The sequence below is a fragment of the Mycobacterium intermedium genome (genome assembly GCF_002086275.1).
GTDB lineage: Bacteria > Actinomycetota > Actinomycetes > Mycobacteriales > Mycobacteriaceae > Mycobacterium > Mycobacterium intermedium.
Window position 1 is genome coordinate 16,059 of sequence record NZ_MVHT01000044.1, and the last position, 18,863, is coordinate 34,921.

At 65.1% G+C, this 18,863-nt stretch carries 17 protein-coding genes; 9 read left to right on the top strand and 8 right to left on the bottom strand.

The genetic code is table 11. From position 1 onward, the window contains the following. Positions 1–10 precede the first annotated feature (10 nt). A complete protein-coding gene (locus tag BST27_RS16350; RefSeq protein WP_232007123.1) occupies positions 11–373 on the top strand; it encodes an MmcQ/YjbR family DNA-binding protein in 363 nt (120 codons plus the stop codon). Positions 374–452: 79 nt separating this feature from the next. Here BST27_RS16350 and BST27_RS16355 read toward each other — a convergent pair whose 3' ends face one another. Beyond that, positions 453–1,958 (bottom strand): acyl-CoA carboxylase subunit beta, encoded by a 1,506-nt coding sequence (locus tag BST27_RS16355; RefSeq protein ID WP_069417269.1) that lies wholly within the window; start codon positions 1,956–1,958, stop codon positions 453–455. Positions 1,959–2,002: 44 nt separating this feature from the next. Between BST27_RS16355 and BST27_RS16360 the strand changes: the two genes are divergently transcribed. The 5 genes from BST27_RS16360 to BST27_RS16380 all read left to right on the top strand — a co-directional run bounded on the left by BST27_RS16360 (position 2,003) and on the right by BST27_RS16380 (position 6,737). Then, entirely contained in the window at positions 2,003–3,025 is a 1,023-nt protein-coding gene (locus tag BST27_RS16360; protein WP_069417270.1) for an LLM class F420-dependent oxidoreductase, read from the top strand. Then, positions 3,022–4,263 (top strand): cytochrome P450, encoded by a 1,242-nt coding sequence (locus BST27_RS16365; protein ID WP_069417271.1) that lies wholly within the window; start codon positions 3,022–3,024, stop codon positions 4,261–4,263. Before BST27_RS16360 ends, BST27_RS16365 begins: the two co-directional genes overlap by 4 nt. A gap of 1 nt (position 4,264) precedes the next feature. Next, a complete protein-coding gene (locus tag BST27_RS16370; RefSeq protein WP_069417272.1) occupies positions 4,265–5,092 on the top strand; it encodes an SDR family NAD(P)-dependent oxidoreductase in 828 nt (275 codons plus the stop codon). A 142-nt stretch (positions 5,093–5,234) separates the two neighbouring features. Further along, positions 5,235–6,017, top strand: coding sequence for an SDR family NAD(P)-dependent oxidoreductase (locus BST27_RS16375; protein WP_069417273.1), 783 nt, complete (start codon positions 5,235–5,237; stop codon positions 6,015–6,017). A 264-nt stretch (positions 6,018–6,281) separates the two neighbouring features. Beyond that, a complete protein-coding gene (locus BST27_RS16380; protein ID WP_069417274.1) occupies positions 6,282–6,737 on the top strand; it encodes a cupin domain-containing protein in 456 nt (151 codons plus the stop codon). On the opposite strand, the gene BST27_RS16385 is transcribed toward BST27_RS16380, so the two are convergent. Beyond that, on the bottom strand, positions 6,734–7,891 hold the full coding sequence (locus tag BST27_RS16385) for a Zn-dependent alcohol dehydrogenase (RefSeq protein WP_069417275.1): 1,158 nt from the start codon (positions 7,889–7,891) through the stop codon (positions 6,734–6,736). The two genes, BST27_RS16380 and BST27_RS16385, sit on opposite strands and share 4 nt — an antisense overlap. Further along, positions 7,888–9,123 (bottom strand): cytochrome P450, encoded by a 1,236-nt coding sequence (locus BST27_RS16390; RefSeq protein ID WP_069417276.1) that lies wholly within the window; start codon positions 9,121–9,123, stop codon positions 7,888–7,890. The genes BST27_RS16385 and BST27_RS16390 overlap by 4 nt, the downstream gene beginning before the upstream one ends. Positions 9,124–9,445: 322 nt before the next feature. Between BST27_RS16390 and BST27_RS16400 the strand changes: the two genes are divergently transcribed. Beyond that, positions 9,446–10,405 (top strand): alpha/beta hydrolase, encoded by a 960-nt coding sequence (locus BST27_RS16400; protein ID WP_069417278.1) that lies wholly within the window; start codon positions 9,446–9,448, stop codon positions 10,403–10,405. Between the two features lie 276 nt (positions 10,406–10,681). Here the strand turns inward: BST27_RS16400 and BST27_RS16410 are convergent, their stop codons facing one another. Then, positions 10,682–11,290 carry a hypothetical protein gene (locus tag BST27_RS16410; protein ID WP_276014998.1) on the bottom strand — a complete coding sequence of 203 codons (609 nt, stop codon included), beginning with the start codon at positions 11,288–11,290 and terminating at the stop codon, positions 10,682–10,684. Positions 11,291–11,484: 194 nt separating this feature from the next. Further along, complete coding sequence (locus BST27_RS16415) at positions 11,485–12,339, bottom strand: hypothetical protein (RefSeq protein ID WP_069417279.1); 855 nt, start codon at positions 12,337–12,339, stop codon at positions 11,485–11,487. A gap of 162 nt (positions 12,340–12,501) precedes the next feature. Between BST27_RS16415 and BST27_RS16420 the strand changes: the two genes are divergently transcribed. Both BST27_RS16420 and BST27_RS16425 read left to right on the top strand, forming a co-directional pair. Further along, positions 12,502–13,653 carry an acyl-CoA dehydrogenase family protein gene (locus tag BST27_RS16420; RefSeq protein WP_069417280.1) on the top strand — a complete coding sequence of 384 codons (1,152 nt, stop codon included), beginning with the start codon at positions 12,502–12,504 and terminating at the stop codon, positions 13,651–13,653. Further along, the gene (locus BST27_RS16425; protein ID WP_069417281.1) at positions 13,650–14,885 is read left to right on the top strand and encodes an acyl-CoA dehydrogenase family protein; all 1,236 of its coding nucleotides are present in this window, start codon (positions 13,650–13,652) and stop codon (positions 14,883–14,885) included. The genes BST27_RS16420 and BST27_RS16425 overlap by 4 nt, the downstream gene beginning before the upstream one ends. Before the next feature lie 23 nt (positions 14,886–14,908). On the opposite strand, the gene BST27_RS16430 is transcribed toward BST27_RS16425, so the two are convergent. The 3 genes from BST27_RS16430 to BST27_RS16440 all read right to left on the bottom strand — a co-directional run bounded on the left by BST27_RS16430 (position 14,909) and on the right by BST27_RS16440 (position 18,763). Continuing rightward, positions 14,909–16,876 (bottom strand): SpoIIE family protein phosphatase, encoded by a 1,968-nt coding sequence (locus BST27_RS16430; protein ID WP_069417282.1) that lies wholly within the window; start codon positions 16,874–16,876, stop codon positions 14,909–14,911. 147 nt (positions 16,877–17,023) lie between these two features. Further along, positions 17,024–17,449 (bottom strand): anti-sigma factor antagonist, encoded by a 426-nt coding sequence (locus tag BST27_RS16435; RefSeq protein ID WP_069417283.1) that lies wholly within the window; start codon positions 17,447–17,449, stop codon positions 17,024–17,026. Between the two features lie 288 nt (positions 17,450–17,737). Further along, positions 17,738–18,763, bottom strand: coding sequence for a hotdog fold thioesterase (locus BST27_RS16440; RefSeq protein ID WP_069417284.1), 1,026 nt, complete (start codon positions 18,761–18,763; stop codon positions 17,738–17,740). Between the last annotated feature and the right edge of the window lie 100 nt (positions 18,764–18,863).

Below are 18,863 nucleotides of genomic sequence, written 5' to 3' on the forward strand. Positions count from 1 at the left end.
TCTCATGGCCTTGTCCAGGTTGCAACGGCTGGAGAAAATCATCGCACCACTGCCCGAGGCGACCCGGGTCGACATCGAGGCGTGGGGAGGCCAGCCGACGTTTCGGGTGCGCGGCCGTAACTTCGTCTTCGCCGCCAATGACGGATCGAGCATCTCGGTGAAGCTTTCCCAAGCCGAAGCGGCTGCGGTGGTTGCCTCCGATCCCGACGCCGAACCGACGGGTTACGGGTTGGGTCGACACGGGTGGGTCTCGATCCGCATCGGCGCCCGCGCCAGTGCCGAACGGTGGCGCGAGATCGAGGAATGGGTGCACACGTCCTACAGCCTCGTCGCCCCCAAGACATTGGCCAGAAAGGCCGGGCTATTGCCCTGACTACCGGCCGCGAGCGTGCACAGTTGTACGGGATGCGCGGCGTGTCGCTGGCACGACACGCACGCTCGCGGTGGCTAAGTCAGGGCAGGATCACGGTGCGGGTCACCGGCTCCGGCGCGGCCTGCCGGCTGTAAAGGGCGCGCTGCAAACTGGCGAGCAGGGCGTCGCGCGTTTCCCGGGGATCGATGAGTTCGTCGAAGCCCATGTTCGCGGCCGACCGATACGAGGCCTGCAGTTCGGCGTTGCGCAGCTTGGTCGACAGGTCCTCGTCGGCATTCGAGGCGCGGCTCAGCGCCGCGGCGCTCATGGCCCCCATCGTGGCGCCCGGGTAGGCGAAAGTGGCCGCCTGGTGGTCGAACCCGAGCAGCGACATGACCATCGACCCGAAGCCGTAGGCCTTACGCAGTGTCAGGTGCAGCTTGATCGTCGTCGCCGCGGTCTGCGCGGCGAACATCCTTGCGCCGCTGCGCAATACGCCCTGACGCTCCGAGCGGCTGCCGGGCAGCATGCCGGGGTTGTCGGCCAGGAAGATGATCGGCAGGTGGAAGGAGTCGGCCACCATGATGAAATGTGCCGCCTTGTCCGCCGCGTCGGCATCGATGGACCCGGCCAGCACGCGTGGTTGGTTGGCGACGACGGCGACGGGATGACCGCCCAGGTGTGCCAGCGCGCAGATGATCGCCTTTCCGAAGGCGGGCTGCACCTCGAACCAGTCGGGCCGGTCGAAGACCACGTCGAGCACCGCACGCATGTCGTAGACGCGACGGTTGTCGCGGGAAACGATGTCGAGCAATTCGGGTGTCGGTCGCGGCCCCGCTGACTCGTCGCGCTCGTCCTCGGATAACGAGGGCGGGTACGACCAGGCGCTCGGCGGAAAGTACGACAGGTAGCGGCGGATCTCGTCGATCACGGCCTCGTCGTCCTCGGCGACGTTGTGGATCACCCCGCTGGGCAGCGCCACGTCCGGCCCGCCGAGGTCCTCTTTCGAAATCTCTTCGCCCGTAGACTCTTTGACCACCGGTGGCCCGGCGGTGAAGATGGTGCCCTGCCTGCTCATGATCCGGAAGTCGCACACCGGCGCCACCAGGGCGCCGTGCCCCGCCGACGGCCCCAGCACCGCGGCCACCGTCGGCACCCGACCCGAGCATTGCGTCTGGGCCAGCAGGTCGGTGGGCGAGCGGCCATAGTGCCCGCCGGTGGGCCGGAACCCGGCGCCGTCGAGCAGCATCACCAGCGGGACCCGGTCGCGCAGTGCGAGTTCGGCGATCCGGTACCGCTTGGAGTTTCCGCCCGGTCCGATGCTTCCAGCGAGCGTCGTGAAATCCTCGGCGCCGACCATCGCCGGCACCCCGTTGATGTAGCCAGAGCCGATCACGATGGCGTCGGCCGGAACGTCACCGCCGACCAGCGTGCCGAGTTCGCGGAAGGTGCCGGGGTCGAGCAGGCGCTCGATGCGCGCCCGGGCATCGAGCTTGCCCATGCCGCGGTGCTTGTCGAGTCGTTCCGGCCCGCCCATGCCGCGCGCATGTTGACGGCGACGGTCGAGGTCCTCGAGCGTCGCCTCCCATTCCTCCGCTTTCGTCATGAGTCTGTCCTACATACTGGATCGCTTACTGTAAAGTTGCCCGCATGGGTAGCGCCGCCCGCCTCAAGGTCGACGGTGGAATTCCGAATCAGCTCGCCAAAGCCGCCGACGCGGCCCGCAACCTGGAACAGCGTGGGTATGACGGGGGCTGGACGGCCGAAACCAGTCATGACCCCTTCCTTCCTCTGCTACTGGCCGCCGAGCACACGTCACGCATCGAACTCGGCACCAACATCGCGGTCGCTTTCGCGCGCAACCCGATGATCGTCGCCAATTTGGGTTGGGACTTACAGGCGTACTCCGAAGGCCGCTTCATCCTAGGGCTGGGAACCCAGATTCAGCCTCATATCGAGAAGCGGTTCAGCATGCCGTGGAGCCATCCGGCGCGTCGCATGCGGGAATTCGTCGCGGCGCTGCACGCCATCTGGTCCGCGTGGCGGGACGGCGGAAAACTGCAGTTCGAGGGCGAGTTCTACACCCACAAGATCATGACGCCGATGTTCACGCCCGAACCGCAGCCGTACCCGCCGCCGAAGATCTTCCTGGCCGCCGTCGGTGAGGCGATGACCGAACTGTGCGGCGAGGTCGCCGACGGCCATCTCGGCCACCCGATGGTCTCCAAGCGGTTTCTTACCGAGGTGACCTTGCCGGTGCTGCGGCGCGGCTTGGAACGCGCGGGTCGCGACCGCAGCGAGTTCGAGGTGTCGGCCGAGGTGATGGTCGCTACCGGCGAGAACGATGACGAACTCGCGAAGGCGATGGCCGCCGCGCGTAAGCAGATCGCTTTCTACGGATCCACGCCGGCATATCGCAAGGTCCTCGAGGTCCACGGTTGGGGCGATCTGCAGCCCGAGCTGCACCGCCTCTCCAAGCAGGGCGAGTGGGACACCATGGCCTCGCTCCTCGACGATGAGATGTTGCGGACATTCGCCGTAGTCGGCCCGGTCGAGGAGATCGGCGCGGCCCTGCGCGAGCGCTGCGAGGGCGTCGTCGACCGTGCACTGCCGATTTTCTTTGCCGCATCGCAGAACTGTATTAGTGCCGCACTCAAGGAGTTTCACCAATGAGCGCTCCAGCCAAGGTCCGAGACGACGCCGCCAAGGTGCTGGCGGACCCCCAGGCGTACACCGATGAGCCGCAGCTGCACGCGGCGCTGACCCACCTGCGCACCAACGCCCCCCTGTCGTGGGTGGAGGTGCCGAACTACAAGCCGTTCTGGGCGATCACCAAATATGCCGATGTCATGCACATCGAGCGCGAGAACATGCTGTTCACCAACTGGCCGCGACCGCTTCTGGCCACGGTGGAGGGCGACGAGATGCAGGCGGCGGTGGGTGTCCGCACGCTGATCCACCTCGACGACCCGCAACACCGGGTGGTCCGCGCGATCGGCTCGGACTGGTTTCGGCCAAAGGCGATGCGGGCGTTGAAGGTTCGCGTGGACGAGCTGGCCAAGATATACGTGGACAAAATGATGGAGTGCGGGCCCGAATGCGACTTCGTGCAGGAGGTGGCGGTCAATTTCCCGCTCTACGTGATCATGTCGCTGCTCGGCATCCCGGAAGCAGATTTCCCGCGCATGCTCAAGCTGACCCAGGAGCTGTTCGGCAGCGACGACAGCGAATTCAGACGCGGCACTTCGGCTGAAGAGCAGTTGCCGGCGCTGCTGGACATGTTCCAATACTTCAACGGGGTGACGGCTTCGCGCCGCGAGCAGCCCACCGAAGACCTCGCGTCCGCTATCGCCAATGCCCGCGTGAACGGCGAGCCGCTGTCGGACATCGAAACCGTGTCCTACTACTTGATCGTCGCCACCGCCGGCCACGACACCACCAGCGCCACCATCTCGGGCGGCCTGCATGCCCTCGTCGAGCACCCGGATCAGCTGCAGCGCCTGCGCGACAACCTCGCACTCATTCCCAACGCCACTGAGGAGATGATTCGTTGGGTTACCCCGGTCAAGCATTTCATGCGCACCGCTTCCGCGGACACCGAGGTGCGTGGAACACCGATCGCGGCGGGCGAATCCGTGCTGCTCTCCTATGTTTCCGCCAACCGCGACGAGGACGTCTTCGACGACCCGTTCCGCTTCGACGTCGGGCGTGAACCCAACAAGCACGTGGCCTTTGGCTACGGCGTGCACTTCTGCATGGGCGCCGCACTGGCCCGCATGGAGGTCAGCAGCTTCTTCACCGAGTTGCTGCCGCGGCTGAAATCCATTGAGCTGGCGGGAGATCCCCAGTTCATGGCGACCACGTTCGTCGGCGGGCTCAAGCACCTGCCGGTTCGCTACACTCTGGTCTGATATGACGCAGAAGACGATTGTCATCACCGGTGCCAGCGACGGCATCGGTGCCGCTGCAGCCCGGCGACTGACCCGGAACGGGGAAAAGGTTGTCGTCGTCGGCCGCTCGGAAATCAAGACCAAAGCGGTGGCGACGGAGTTGGGCGCGGACTATTTCGTCACCGACTTCTCCGACCTGTCCCAGGTGCGGGCCCTGGCGGACAAGCTCCGCTCGGAATACCCGCGCATCGACGTACTGGCCAACAACGCCGGCGGCATGAGCACGGCCGTCGTCATGACGGGTGACGGATACGAGCGGACGTATCAGGTGAACTACCTGGCGCCGTTTCTGCTCACCACGCAGTTGATGGACGTGCTGGTCGAATCCCGCGCCATGGTGCTCAACACCACCAGCAACTCGCAGAAGCTGCTGCCCCGCGTCACAGTCGATCAACTGGAGAACACCGCCCAGTCCAGGCCCAGCCTCGCTTACGCCCGCACCAAACTCGCAATCATCCTGTTCACCAGGGAATTACACCGCCGGTACCACTCACAGGGAGTCGCGGCTGCGACCTTTCATCCCGGCTATGTCAACTCCAACTTCGGTGACGCATCGGGCTCGAAGTTCTTGAACTTCATGAAGCGTTACTCACCCCTCGAGCGATTCACGCTGTCGGCCGACGAGGGAGCCGACCAGTTGGTCTGGCTCGCTTCGAGCACGCCTGGAATTGATTGGCGGCCGGGTGAGTACTACTCGAAGCGCAAGGTCGCAAAAGCCCACCGATCGGCCTACGACCCCCACCTCGCAGGTCAGTTGTGGGACCGGACGCTGGCCAAGGTCGCCGACTGAGTCGAGCCGTTCACACTCGGCGACCCGGCTCTCAGCCCCGTGACGCCAGGGCGGAAACTGTAGACGTGCTAGCTGCCCCTTACCCGACTTGTACCGGCAATTTCCAGCCCAGTCTTGGGCGCCGTGTTGCGAGGTTGGCGGCGTGAGCGCCCGCACTGCGCTGGTCACCGGCGGCGGATCGGGGATCGGACGGGCGGTCGCCGATATGCTGCGCGAGGCCGGTCACAACGTGGTGGTGTGGGACGTGTCGGGGGGAGACATCGACTGCGACGTCAGCGATGCCGACGCCGTTACGGCGGCGATGGAGCAAACCGTCCGGGAGCACGGAGTGCCCACTCGAGTCGTGACTTCCGCCGGTATCGGGTCGTCCGGCCTGTTGTTGAAGGTGCCACCCGCGGAGTGGGAGCGGGTGCTGTCGGTCAATCTCACCGGGACTTGGTACACGATCCGCGCCGCCGCCCAGGCCATGATCGATGCCGAAGTGGAGGGTTCGATCGTCGCGGTCTCGAGCATCAGCGGCACCGTCGCCGACCGCGACATGGGCGCCTACTGCGTCTCCAAGGCCGGTGTGGACATGCTGGTGAAGGTCGCGGCGGTGGAGTGGGGTGTCCACGGCATCCGGGTCAATGCCGTCGGACCCGGCGTAACCCGAACCCCGATGCTGCCCAACGCCGAGACATGGCCGGCGTGGATCGACGGCGTGTCCAAGAAAACAGCTTTGCGTCGCTTGGGCGAGCCGGACGATGTGGCCGGAGCGATCGTCGGCATCCTCGAGATGTCGTGGGTGACGGGACAAGTGGTACACGCCGACGGGGGGCTGGCGCTACACAGCCCCATCGATGCGTACGGGCAAGTGGAAAAGCTGATGCGACTCAAGCGGCTGCGAGCCATCGCGGAACAACGCGACAAAGCCAAGAAGGACTAGTCGCGTCGCAGGTCACACCCCGTGAAGCCGAGCTCACAGAAACCTCACAGGCTGGAATGGGAAGGTAATTGCCGTCGGTCGCGGCTTTAGATGGCGGCAGTGCATGCATCACCGGGCGCGGCGGGGGCCGGTAGCTGCTGTCGGGCGGGCCGGACAGGGTGCGGACATCGTGGCGAAGACGTGCGTACCCGGCCGGCGATCTCGCGGCACGGACCAAGGGGTCCCGCTCGGTCGCCGGATGTGTTTCAGTGATACGGGGTGGCAATGCGCGAAAAGACAACCAGCACCACGCAACTCGTGCTGAGAAATGTCGTCTTCATCGTGGTTCTGCTTGCCCTCGGTGGTTGGCTGGGTCACCAGCTCATCGGACCGTCGTCAACTCCCAGCGTTGACTACGACGTCGTCGCGCAAAGTTCGGACCAGGGAAGAAAGTTCATCGTTCGCGATACCACGATCGAACCGGGCGGCAGCATTGGCTGGCACTGGCACCGAGGCCACGTCATCGCCGTCGTCAAGGAAGGGACCTTGTGGCATTTCGGCAGTGACTGCAGGGTCGACGCCGTCTACAAGCCGGGTGACTCGTTCATCGAGCCCAGCGGTCCCGAGCATGTGCACGACGGCAGAAACTTCGGGAAGACACGGGTGGTGCTCGAAGTGCTCTACGTCATTCCCGAAGGCACGCCGCTTCTTGACACCGCCCCGCCGCCGGCAACCTGCTAGGCGATACCGAAATCGATTACTCCTCGGACGATTTCGCCGTTGAGTAGGTCTTGGTAGGCGTCATTGATGTCGTCGAGCCGATAACGCCTGGTGATCATCTCATCGAGCTGCAATTGGCCGGTTTGGTAGAGCTTGGCCAGACGGGGGATGTCGACTTTGCCGTTGCACGAGCCAAATACCGTGCCCGCCAAGGTCTTATTCATCAAAATGAAGTCCTGCAAATCGATTTTGACCGACCGCGTCAGTTGCGAAGTCATGCCCGTCAGCACGCAGGTACCACCCTTGCGGGTGAGTTGTAGCGAGTCGCGGACGTCGTCGGGGGTGATCAGCGACGGCGAAACCACCACCGCGTCGGCCATCACGCCGTAGGTCAGGCCCCGCACCAGATCCAGCGCTTCGGCCACCGAAGCGGCAGTGTGCGTAGCGCCGAAGAGCTCAGCCGATTTCCGTTTGAAGTCCACCGGGTCGACGGCGACGATCTGAGCAGCCCCGTTGATCCGCGCACCCTGGATGGCGCCGGTACCGATTCCGCCGGCTCCCACGACGACGACGGTATCGCCGGCACGCATGCCGGAACGATTCGCCACCGAGCCGTAACCCGTCGGAATCGCGCAGGACAGCAGGGCACTCGGTACCAGCGGCAGATCGGGTTCGATCTTCACAAGCGAATTCGTCGACACCACCGTGTGTTCGGCGAAGGCGCCGACCTTCGAGATGTGGCCCAACGGCCGGCCGTCGGAGGTGTGATGGCGGAACGTACCGTCGGTGGGCATACCAGGGGTCATGGTGCCGATGCCCGCATCGCAGATGTACTCCATACCCGAAGCGCACCAACGACATTGACCGCAGACGGCGACGAATGACATCACCACGTGGTCGCCGACGGCGAAATCGGTGACACCAGGACCGATTTCGCGGATGATGCCGGAACCTTCGTGCCCACCGATCGTCGGGAACATGGTGGGCAAACCCAGCGATCGCAGCACCTCGTTGGGCGCCGACATGTCGCCCTTGAGGATGTGGTCGTCGGAGTGGCACAACCCGGCGGCCGCCAGCTGAACCAGAACCTCGCCCGCGCGCGGAGCGTCCAGCTCGAATTCCTCGACAGACCACGGCCCGCCGACATCGTGCAGGATCGCCGCGCGGCTTTTCATGGGGCGGGGGCGAAGGTGACCGGAAGTTTGTTCGGCGACCGGAAGGTGAGTCCGACGATCTTTGACTCCACGCCGGTCCCGTCGTCGGCGACGAAGGTCAGGTCCTGGACCCGGTCGAACAGGCTGTTCAGCATCACCCGGGTCTCCATGCGGGCCAGGTGCATGCCGAGGCACATGTGGATGCCGCCGGCGAAGGAGATGTGGGCCTGCCGCGGGCGGCGGATGTCGAAGGTATTCGGGTCGGTCCAACGGGTCTCGTCGCGGTTGGCCGAGCCCATACACATGTCGACCTGCGCCCCCTCGGGGATGGTCTTACCGCCGATCTCGACGTCCTGCGTGGTGGTCCGCGTAACCATGGTCAGCGGTGTCTCGAACCGCAGGCCCTCTTCGATCGCCATCGGTATCAGCGACCGGTCCCGGTAAACCATGTCCAGTTGTTCCGGGTGGGTCAGCAGCAGGTACAGCAAATTGCCCGAGGAGCGGTAGGTGGTCTCCAGTCCCGCCGGTAGCAACAGGCGCAGGAACGCGATGATGGCCTCGTCGGAGAGTTTCTCGCCGTCGATCTCGGCGGCAACCAGATCGCCGATGATGTCGTCGGTGGGTTTGCGGCGCCGTTGCTCGACCTGTTCGAGGAAGTAGCCGTGCAGTTCGGCCGCGGCTGTCAACCCCGCCATGATGTCGGTGGGGATGGAGATGAGGTCGAGTGAAAGCCGGCGGAACAGGTCGAGATCCTCGGGGGGAAGTCCGAGCAGGACCGAGATGATCCGCGTGGGGAACTCGAACGTGACCGCCTTGACCAGATCCGCTTCGCCGCGCTCTTTGATCTCGTCGACCAGTGCATCGCACACGGGACCGATGACCGACGGTTCCCAGCGTTCCAGCGCCGTGGCCCGGAACGCCTTGGCCACTAGGTTTCGATGGTCGTGGTGCTCCTTGCCGCCCATTGCCAGGATGGTGTGGCCCATCACCAGACCGATGGTCTTGTCGTATTCGGCTGAGGTGAAGATGCGGTCGTCGCGGAAGGCGTGAAAGACGTCGTCGTAGCCGAACAGGACCCACTCGTCCTTGGGGCGCAGTTCTTCCGGTATTTGCGAGGTGTCCTGCAGGCTGCCATGCCACACCGGATCGGTACGCCGCATCTGTTCGAAAAACGGGTACGGGCTGGTTTCGCCGGTGAAGTCGAGGGCCAGGGCCTGGCCCTCAGAATCGAAGCGATCGGTGCTGAGCGACATCAGCGCTCCTCCCTGGGCATGAATGTCGCTATCATAATATAAATAGCAACGAAGCTTCGAAGGCGGTGACTCGACCGGCACCGGGCCCCGTGGTGGCCAGCCGGCTGAAGCACGTGTCAGACGTCACCACCGAGGTCGGCCGAAGCACTGAACGGCGGACTGGCCCGCTGCATCCTGCTGAACCGCTGGAGTCTCACGGCAATAGAATCCGACGTCGTGCACACCGATCCAGCTGGATCACGTGGTCGCTGACAGCTCGCGGTGCGAACTACCGCATCTGTCATCAGATGGAGTCGCAGGTTTACCTCGAAGAAGGGTTTGCATGACGCAGACGAATCTCACCCGGCCACAAGGCCTTAGCCGCATCGACCCGGCGCTGAGGGAAGCCGCCGCCGAGCTGGAAATCGTCGAATTCAGCCTGGAAACTCTGCCCGCCGAGCGGGAACACGCCAACCGGGTCGCCGCCGAACGGGCCGCGAAGGTCGACACCACCGGCGTCGCCGTCGACGACCGCTCCATCACCGGTGCCGGTGGTCAGCAGGTGAATCTTCGTTTGTACCGCGGGGATACCGGATCCGGGCTGCCCGTGCTGATCTACGCGCACGGCGGTGCTTTCGTCACCGGCAACCTGGACACCGACCACCCGCAGTGCGTCGAACTGGCCCGGGCGGCCGGTTGCCTGGTGGTATCGGTCGACTACCGGCTTGCGCCGGAGAATCCGTGTCCGGCGGCCATCGACGACCTCGAGGCGGGTCTGCGCTACGTCGTCGAGCACAGCGCCGAACTTGACGTTGACGCCGGGCGGCTGGCGGTAATGGGACGTGATGCGGGTGGGGCGCTCGTCGCCAGCCTGGCCCAGCGCATGTTCGACGACGAGGGCCCACGCATCCTGTTGCAGATCCTGCATCAGCCGATGCTGGACTCCGATGCGACGCCGTCACGGCGTGAGTTCCAGCGCACGCCCGGCCTCAATGGCCAGGCGGTGAGCCGCGCATGGGGCCATTACCTCGGGCACGCCACCCCATCGGGGCAGCACGTCCCCGGGCACCGAGCCAACCTGGAAGGCTTGCCGCCGACGTTCATCAGTTGCGCGGCGATCGACCCGTGCCGCGACGAAGCCATCAGCTACGCGAACCGGTTGCTGCATGCCTACGTGCACACCGAGCTACACGTGTTCGCGGCAACCTTCAATGGATTCGACTCGGTGGTGCCGAGTTGGGTTGTATCGCAAGAGAACTGGGCATTGCATGCCCGCTCCTTGCGCCGCGCGTTCGCGATCTGAGCTTCGAGCTAGACCAGATGGCGGCGACCCGCTGCGCCCGGCTTCGCCGCGCTTGCGATCGCCGGACCAGATGGCGGCGACCCGCTGCGCCCGGCTTCGCCGCGCTTGCGATCGCCGGACCAGATGGCGGCGACCCGCTGCGCCCGGCTTCGCCGCGCTTGCGATCGCCGGACCAGATGGCGGCGACCCGCTGCGCCCGGCTTCGCCGCGCTTGCGATCGCCGGACCAGATGGCGGCGACCCGCTGCGCCCGGCTTCGCCGCGCTTGCGATCGCCGCTAGACCGGCGTGAACTTGGTGATCAGCCACTTACCGTCGACGCGAGCCATCGTCACCAACACGCTGCTTGCCGCCATCGTCGGATCGGGATGCTCCTTGCTGGTCGTGCTCTGGTCTACGAACACCAGCACCACGGCCGCATTCGGATGCAACTCGGACACCGCCGCACGCATCACGTGAGCGGTGGTTCTCAGCGACTTCTGCTTGGCCGCCGGCGCCACGATCTGCTGCGTGAATTGGTCGTAATAGGACAGGAAGTCCCCACCCAGGTGCGACTTGGCGGTCGCGAAGTCCTTGTCGAGCGTGTCGGGTGAGTACGACAGCAACGCGACGGTGCCTTCCGACGCGGCGTTGATCACCTCGCGTGCGACTTTGGCGTTGGTCATCTGATCGGGCTTGTACTGCTTGACGTACAGCCACGCCGTCGCGCTGGCCGAGATCACCAGGAGCACGAACAAGATCACGGGGACGGGTCTGAGGGTGATCTGAACACGCCAGATATCACGGCGCCAGCGACTCTTCCGGGCGGCGGGCTCCTTGACGCCCTCCTGGTCGTCGGCCACCACGGCCGCATCGGTCACATCGGACTCGTCGGTGTGGTCGACCAAGTCAGGCTCGTCGGACAGGTCGGGCAGGTCGGGTTCGTCGTGGTCTTCGACCTCGCTGAACGCCCTGGGGGCCTCGTGTTCGGCGTCCACCGTCTCTAGGACGGTTGTTTCCGGGTCCGGCTCGGATGCCTTGATGACCTCGGTCTCGTCGGCGGTCTCGTCGGCGGTCTCGTCGGCGTCGCGCACGTCATCGCTCACGGCACAAACTCAACTTTCGACATCTTGTACTGCCCGTCCTCTTCGGTCACCGTGACTCGTAGCCGCCACGCGCGCGGTTCGTCTTTGGCCCCAGCGGAATTCGTGACCCGTGATGTCGCCGAAACCAGCACCACGGCCGTGTGCCCGTCCATGGATTCGATCGCGGCCGCGTTCACCGTTCCCTCGGTGACCACCTTGGACTGCTCGACGACCTTCGTGAAATCTGCTGCGCGCGCCTGGAATTCGCTCTTGAAATCGCCCGTCGAGCTGTCGATCACCCGCTGCACGTCTTCTTTGGCCTTGTTGAAGTCAAGGGAAGTCATATTGACGACGCCCTGTTTGGCTCCGGCCACGAAGGCCGCGGCGCGTTGTTCCCGCTCCGTCGCTTCGTGGTGCTTCCACACGATGTAAGTGCTGATTCCGACGAAGCCCAGGATGACAAGGAGCGTGACCGCTTTGGCGATCGTCGACGGCCTCGGCACCCGCAGTCGGTCTCGCCACGACTTTGCGACGGGCTCGGCTTCCTCGGCTTCCTCTTCGTAACCCTCGGCTTCGTCGTAACCGTCGGCGTCGTCGTAATAGTCGTCGTCTTCGTAATCTTCGTCCTCGTCGATGAGCGTCTCGTCGGCGAGGGCGTCTTCTTCGTCGATATCGCTGTAACCGGTGTCGTCCGCGCCTTCCGCCGAGCCCAAGGCAGCCTCCCGGCGCAACCGGGCCGCACGCGCGCGGGCTCGTGCCGCGGCGGCCAGTGCCTCGGCTTCGGCGGCCTCCGCTTCAGCCTGCTCGGCGAGCGTCAACGCGTCGACGTTCAACGCCGCCGACTCTGTCGGCGATTCGTCGGTGTCAGCCATGGCTGCGGCTCGTCAGCATCATTATCGACGGAACTCCCGTATCTCTTACCGTATCTCTCGTTGCTACGATCGGAATCGCAGCGAACTTCCACCCCGCCGGCCCAGAAGGACCGATTAGGCGATGATCAGCCAAAGCTTCCCCCCTTGCTTCCTTCGCAGATCATGACCGCTGTCGACTCTCCCGAAAAGATACTCTTTACCTCCACCACCCAAGCATTTCTCCAAAAAGAAGCGTCGCTGGGGCATGTCCGCCAGTTGCATGCGGCGGGGAAGTCTTTTGACCGGGACTGGTGGCGTCGGGCCGCCCAGCTGGGATGGACGGGGCTGCTGGTGCCCGAGGAATTGGGCGGTGGCAGTGTCTCGGGTGACGGTGTCTCGGACCTGGCGTCCGTTGCCGAAGAGCTGGGCAAGACCGTGGCGCCGGGACCGCTGTACCCGGTGAGCACCGTGTTGGTGGGCCTGGTCGAGAGCCGCGGACCAGAGGCACATGCCGATCTGATCGAGTCGCTGATCTCCGGCGAAACGGTGGCATCGTGGGCGGTCTCGGAACCCGGTCGTCCCTGGGCTCCGCTCGACCCGGCGGTGACGGCCACACCGACCGACGGCGGTTATCGCATCAGCGGCACCAAGGACCTGGTCGAAGCCGGCGCGCAGAGCGACGTGTTGTTGGTGGTGGCGCGCTGCGACCCGGACAGTTCTGGGGTTCGTCAATTTCTGGTCCCGACCGACGCGCCTGGTCTGACCGTCACGCCGCTTGAGTCCGTCGACCTGGTCAAGCAATACGCACGCGTGCAGTTCGACGATGTCGCAGTGCCACCGTCATCGGTCGTCGGTGATACCGCTGAGACGGCCGCGGTGATCGAACGACAGAGTCAAATCGCCCAAGTGCTGCAGTGCGCCGAGGTGGTGGGCAGCCTGCAGACCGTTTTTGACTTCACCGTCCAGTGGGCGTTGGACCGGCATACGTTCGGTCGTCCGCTGGCGTCCTATCAAGCGCTCAAACACGGATTCGCCGATATGAAGATGTGGCTGGAGGCGTGTCGGGCGACCACCGCCGCCGCGGTCGCCGAAATCGCCGCGCGCTCAACGACGGCCGGACTGTCGGCCAGCATCGCCAAGTCCTACGTCGGTGAGATGGCGGGCCAGATAGTGCAGCGGTGCGTGCAGATGCACGGCGGCATCGGTGTCACCTGGGAGCACGACCTGCACCTGTACCTGAGGCGAGTTACGTTGTACCGGGCCATGTTCGGCACACCCGAGGAACACAACTGCAGGGTGTACGACTGGCATGCCAAAGCGAAATCGGTTGAATGACAGCTCAAGAATCCGTTGCCGAGTTCGCCGCGCGGGCCAAGGCGTGGCTGGCCGACCATATGCCGCCCATCGACCCGTTGGACCCACCGGCCGCGCCGCGTGACGACGAAGCCTCATGGCAACGCGCGCGGGAACTGCAAAAGCGGCTCTACGAAGGCGGATTCGCCGGGATCTGCTTCCCGCGCGAGTACGGCGGGTTGGGCCTGGATTACGAGTATCAACGGGCGTTCGACGAGGAATCGCTGCGCTATGAAATGCCGTTGATTCTCAACACGCCCACCTTCACCATCTGCTGTGCGACCTTGCTCGACACCGGCACCGAGGAGCAGAAGAGGCAACACATCGGCGCCGCGCTGCGAGGCGAGGAAGTGCTGGTGCAGTTGTTGTCCGAACCCAGCGGTGGATCGGATCTGGCCGGTGTCATCACCCGGGCCGAACGCCGGGGTGACCGCTGGGTGATCAACGGCGCCAAGACCTGGAGCACCAGTGCCTTCGCCGCCGACTACGGATTGTGCCTGGCCCGCACCGACTGGGGGGTGCCCAAGCACGAAGGCCTGACGATGTTCTTGGTGCCCATCACCCACCCCGGCATCACCTTGCGGCGCATCACCCAGCTGAACGGCTCGCGCGAGTTCTGCGAGGAGTTCCTCGACGACGTAGACGTTGGCGACGACGCCGTGGTCGGGGAAGTGAACGGTGGCTGGGCCGTGGCGTCGCGGCAGCTGTTCCACGAGCGACGTGCGGTCGGCATGGGTTCGGAGTTCGCCAGCGGCGCCGGCAGCGAAGGTGGCCACACGACACCGGTCGACTATGCCGCCCTGGCCGAGAAGACCGGCCAGGCAGACAGCGAAAGGGTGCACGAGCTGGCCGGCCGCGCACTGGTGCACCGTGCCGTGGCCGAACAGCTGACCGAGCACGTCTACCGCAGCGTCAGGGACGGCCGGCTGCCGCCCGCCGGTGGGACCCTGATCAGGCTCTTTCATGCCGAGACGGTGCACTGCGAGATGGATACCTCGTTGGCCATCGCCGGCCCCGCCGGTGTCGTCGGGCAGATCGGCGACGGCCTGCAAACCGGGCTGCGCTACCTGGCTCGGCAGGGGGTCGCCATTGGTGGCGGCACCATCGAGGTGGCTCGCAACGTCATCGGCGAACGGGTGCTGAATTTCCCTCGGGAATACGCTGCCGACCGCGGCATTCCCTTCAATCAGGTGCGGCACGGCCAGACCCGCTAGTCCCACGTCGGATCAGGACCGTTTTATCGGTCGTCGGCGTACACGTTCTGGTTGTCGTCGCTGCTGACCGGTATTTGGACCAGTGACAAGACGTGGTGTGCCGGGCTGCCCAGCGGTGCCACCAGCACACACTCGCCGCCGTGCTTGACTGCCCGATCGCGCGCCGCTGCCAGGGCGCTGACGCCGGCCGAGCCGAGATGGGTGACCGCGCTGAGATCGATCGTCAGGGGTGCGACGCCGGAGCGGCTTTCGACGGCGATCTGCCGGTCGAGGGTCGACGCGGTATGCGAATCGACGTCACCCCGGACGACGATGTGGCCGGTCTCGGTGACGGTCGAGACGAACTCACTGTCGATCGGCCGTTGGTGCGTCGACCGGCTGACCACCGCGTCGGTGACGAACTGCGCGGGTCGGGAGAGGCGGTGCGTCAAGCTTGCGGTCGTTCCGTCGGCGTTGTGGATCACGTGCGCCTCCGAAACCAGCGCCTCGGCCATCGCCAGTCCACGCCCGCGGCCCTGCTCGCCGACCCGATGGTCCTTCCACCGGCCGTGGTCGATCACCGATGCATGCAATTTGCCGTCGCCGGACAGCGACGCCTCGAGGGTGATTCCGTCCGGAACCTCTTTGCCGTACCCATGTTCGACGGCATTTTCGGCGAACTCTGAGACCGCGTGCACCACGTCGGAGATATCGGCGTCAGCGGCACCGATCTCCGTCAGCCATTGCCGCAGGCGGGACCTTATTGTCCGCGCGGCGTTGATTGAGGAGTCGACCGTCAGCTTCAACGGTGGTGTCGGCGTCCGGCGTTGTACCGCAAGCAAGGTGACGTCGTCGTTGTAGCCGCTGGACCGAAGCAACAATTCGAGTGTCTCCGAGCAGATGCGGTCCACCGGGCGGCCGCCGGCGTCGAGGACAAATCCGCCGACACCCGCGGCGATGCCGGCCGCCAGATCGGCGAACTCGGCGGTGCTGGCAGTCAGCGGCCGGCCTGGGCGCTCGATCAGGCCGTCGGTGTAGAGCAACACGGAGTCGCCGATATCGAGCATCTCGGTGCGCATCGGGAAACCGGCGCCGCTGCCCAATGGGCCGCCGCCGGACGGTTCGAAGTATTTCGAGCGGGCGTCGGCCGTCACCAGCAACGGCGGCGGGTGCCCGGCGGTGCAGTACTGGAACTCGCCGGTGGCGACGTCCAACGAGGCGACGCACATGGTGGCCGACCGCGATCCGGGCACCTGATGATGAAAGTCGTCGACGGCCTGCAGCGCTTCGGTGATGGTGTGTCCCGCACAGATCTGCATGCGCAGGGCGGTGCGCAATTGCGACATTACGGCGGCGGCCTCAACCCCATGACCGACGACGTCACCGACGATGAGCACCAGTCGGTCACCCAAGGCCAGCACGTCGAACCAGTCGCCTCCGGCGGCGGTGTCCTCTGCGGCGACCAGGTACTCCGCGGCCACATCCGCGCCCGACACGACCGGCACCGACGGGGCGAGCAAGGCCTGCTGCATCAGCGCCGCGGAATCGCGGACGTTGCGGTATCGCTCGGACAGCTCGGCCACTCGGGCGTCGGAGGCCAGCCTCGCCTGCACGCGCGTGGTGACGTCGTCGAACATGACTTGCACGCCCTCGATCGAGCCGTCTGCGGCGTGACGTGGGGTGACGACGAAGTCGAAGTACCGTTCTTCGATACCCGAACCCTCGTAGTCGGCCTGCAGTCGCCACTCCGATCCGGTTTGTGGCTCGCCGGTCTTGTACACCCGGTCGAACATCTCGTAGATCTGCTGGCTCTCGAGTTCCGGATATACCTCTTTCGCGGTCTTTCCGACGGTGTCCTTTACCGGATTGAAGGCGCGGAAAGCCGCATTGACCGCCACGAAGCGATGGTCGGGGCCCTGTAACCCGACGACCATTGCGGGGATGTTCTCAAATACGCGTCGCACGTCGTCGGACGTGCCGACCCTTTTGTCCCAGTCCTTTTGGGTCGACATCTTGCCGTCCCTCCTACGGACCGGTGAGCAAACGAGTCAGCTGCGGCGGCGGACGCCGCCAGCAACATCAAGGTTAGCAACGTCCCGAACTGGCCAGCCGCACCAATTTCGGGTCCGCCCGTCCCTGCAACTCGGTTCGAGCTCCGGCTATGCCGCAGTGAGAGCGCTCTCCACGGTCGGATGAAGTGGCAGCACGCCGGAGAGGCCGCACGCGTCGACGACCCGTTGGACGCCTGGGTCGAGACTCACCACACGCAGTTCGACGCCTTGCCGACGGCACCGTTGCGCTTCTTCGGCCAGAACCGCGAATGCGCAGCACCCCATGAAGGCGACGTCATTGATGTCGACGACAAACGGTCCCGGAGCAGTGGCGATTGCGGCGGCCTCACGCACCAGGCGGCGCCAGGTGTGCTCGTTGGCGGCGTCGATCTCACCGCCCGCACTGATGACCACCGCGGAATCGTGGCGCCGCGTCACCGCACGAAGTGTGCTGTGCGGTTCGCCCAACTCGGTCGCCAGCCGTGTGCTGAGCATGACGTGAGTGGTGTAAGACTCCGCTCGAGCGACGTTCATGTTGTACCCCCCGTTCGGCTACGCCGGCCCCCCGGACTAACCGTGCTCTACTTCAATCCGGACTTGGGCCCGTCCATAGGGAATCTAAACGATTGGGCCCCAGTTCGCTGGGCAATAGGTTACACAGAACAATTTCTTGCGGCAGGCATTCGATCCACGCGCGATGCACGCGCAATCCACACGCAACCCACGCGTGATGCACGCTCCATCCACGCACTGGCAACGCGCCATCCACGCGCCGTCCGCGCGCCGAAGTGCCGGTCCCGCATCGTCGTAACGACGTTGCGTCTATTCGCTGGTGGCCGTTTCTTCGTGTTTGATGATGGCGAAATTCACCGTTGCGGTCGCGGCGAGTTCGCTGTCGCTGTCGCCGAAAATGTCGATCTGCATCACCAGGGACCGGCGACCGGCCCGCAACACCTTCGGCACCGCTCGTGCCGATCCCTGCCTGATCGGACGCAGGTAGCGAATGACCAAATCGGAGGTCGTCATGGCCGTGCCGGGTTCGAGGTACTTGAGTCCGAGTTGCCCGCCCGCCACATCGGCGAGCGTGGCGATGAGCCCGCCCTGGAGGGCGCCCGAGGTGTTCACCACCTGGGGGCTGACCGGCATCGTCACGGCGAACTCGCCGTCGTTTGCCGTGGCGGCCGGCCGCAATCCAATCTGGGCGAACAGTTGGGCCAGCGTAGGTTCGCCCGAGTCGTCGTCGGTGTCGCGGATGCCGAGCGCGCGGGTGCAGAAGTCATACAGTTGGCCCGCATCGACCGGTGTCCCGTTCAATTCGGTTCCCAGCCAACGCAACCGGAGCGCACCGAGCATCGTCTGCATGACGATTGCGGCCATTGCCCCGACGTCCAGCCCGGGATTGAAGACGCCCTCGGTGATGCCCTGCCCGATGATGTCGCGGATCAGGTGATGCAGGGGAGAAAGCACCCGGGCGTACTCGCGGGGACGGGTCTCGGCCAGGTGCTGGTTGTAGAGGCTCAGCGCCCGGTTCAGGCTGTCCTGGGTGCTCGACTCGGGCTGGGCGCTGACGCGGTCGAGGACGTGCTTGAGAGCCGCCGTGCTGTCGAGTCCCTGCGTTTCCGCGCGCCACGTGTCCGCGGCCTGCACCATGGTCCGATCGAAAAGTGCCAGCAGCAGTTCGTCTTTACTGCTGAAGTGTTGATAAAAGGCGCGCAGTGAGGTCTTGGAACGCGCGACGACTTCTTGCACGGTGAAATCGGTACGTCCGGTTTCGCCGAGGATCTCGACCGCCGTTTTGATGAAGCGTTCGCTGCGTGTCACTTCGGCTTCATCGCTGGCGCCGGCCATGAGTGGTTTCTCCTCGTCTGGGGCACTGTCCCTGTCCCGGGGCGCTGTCCCGGCACCTTGAGAATGAGGTTACCGCGTGCGTCGCAGGGTTCCGGACCGG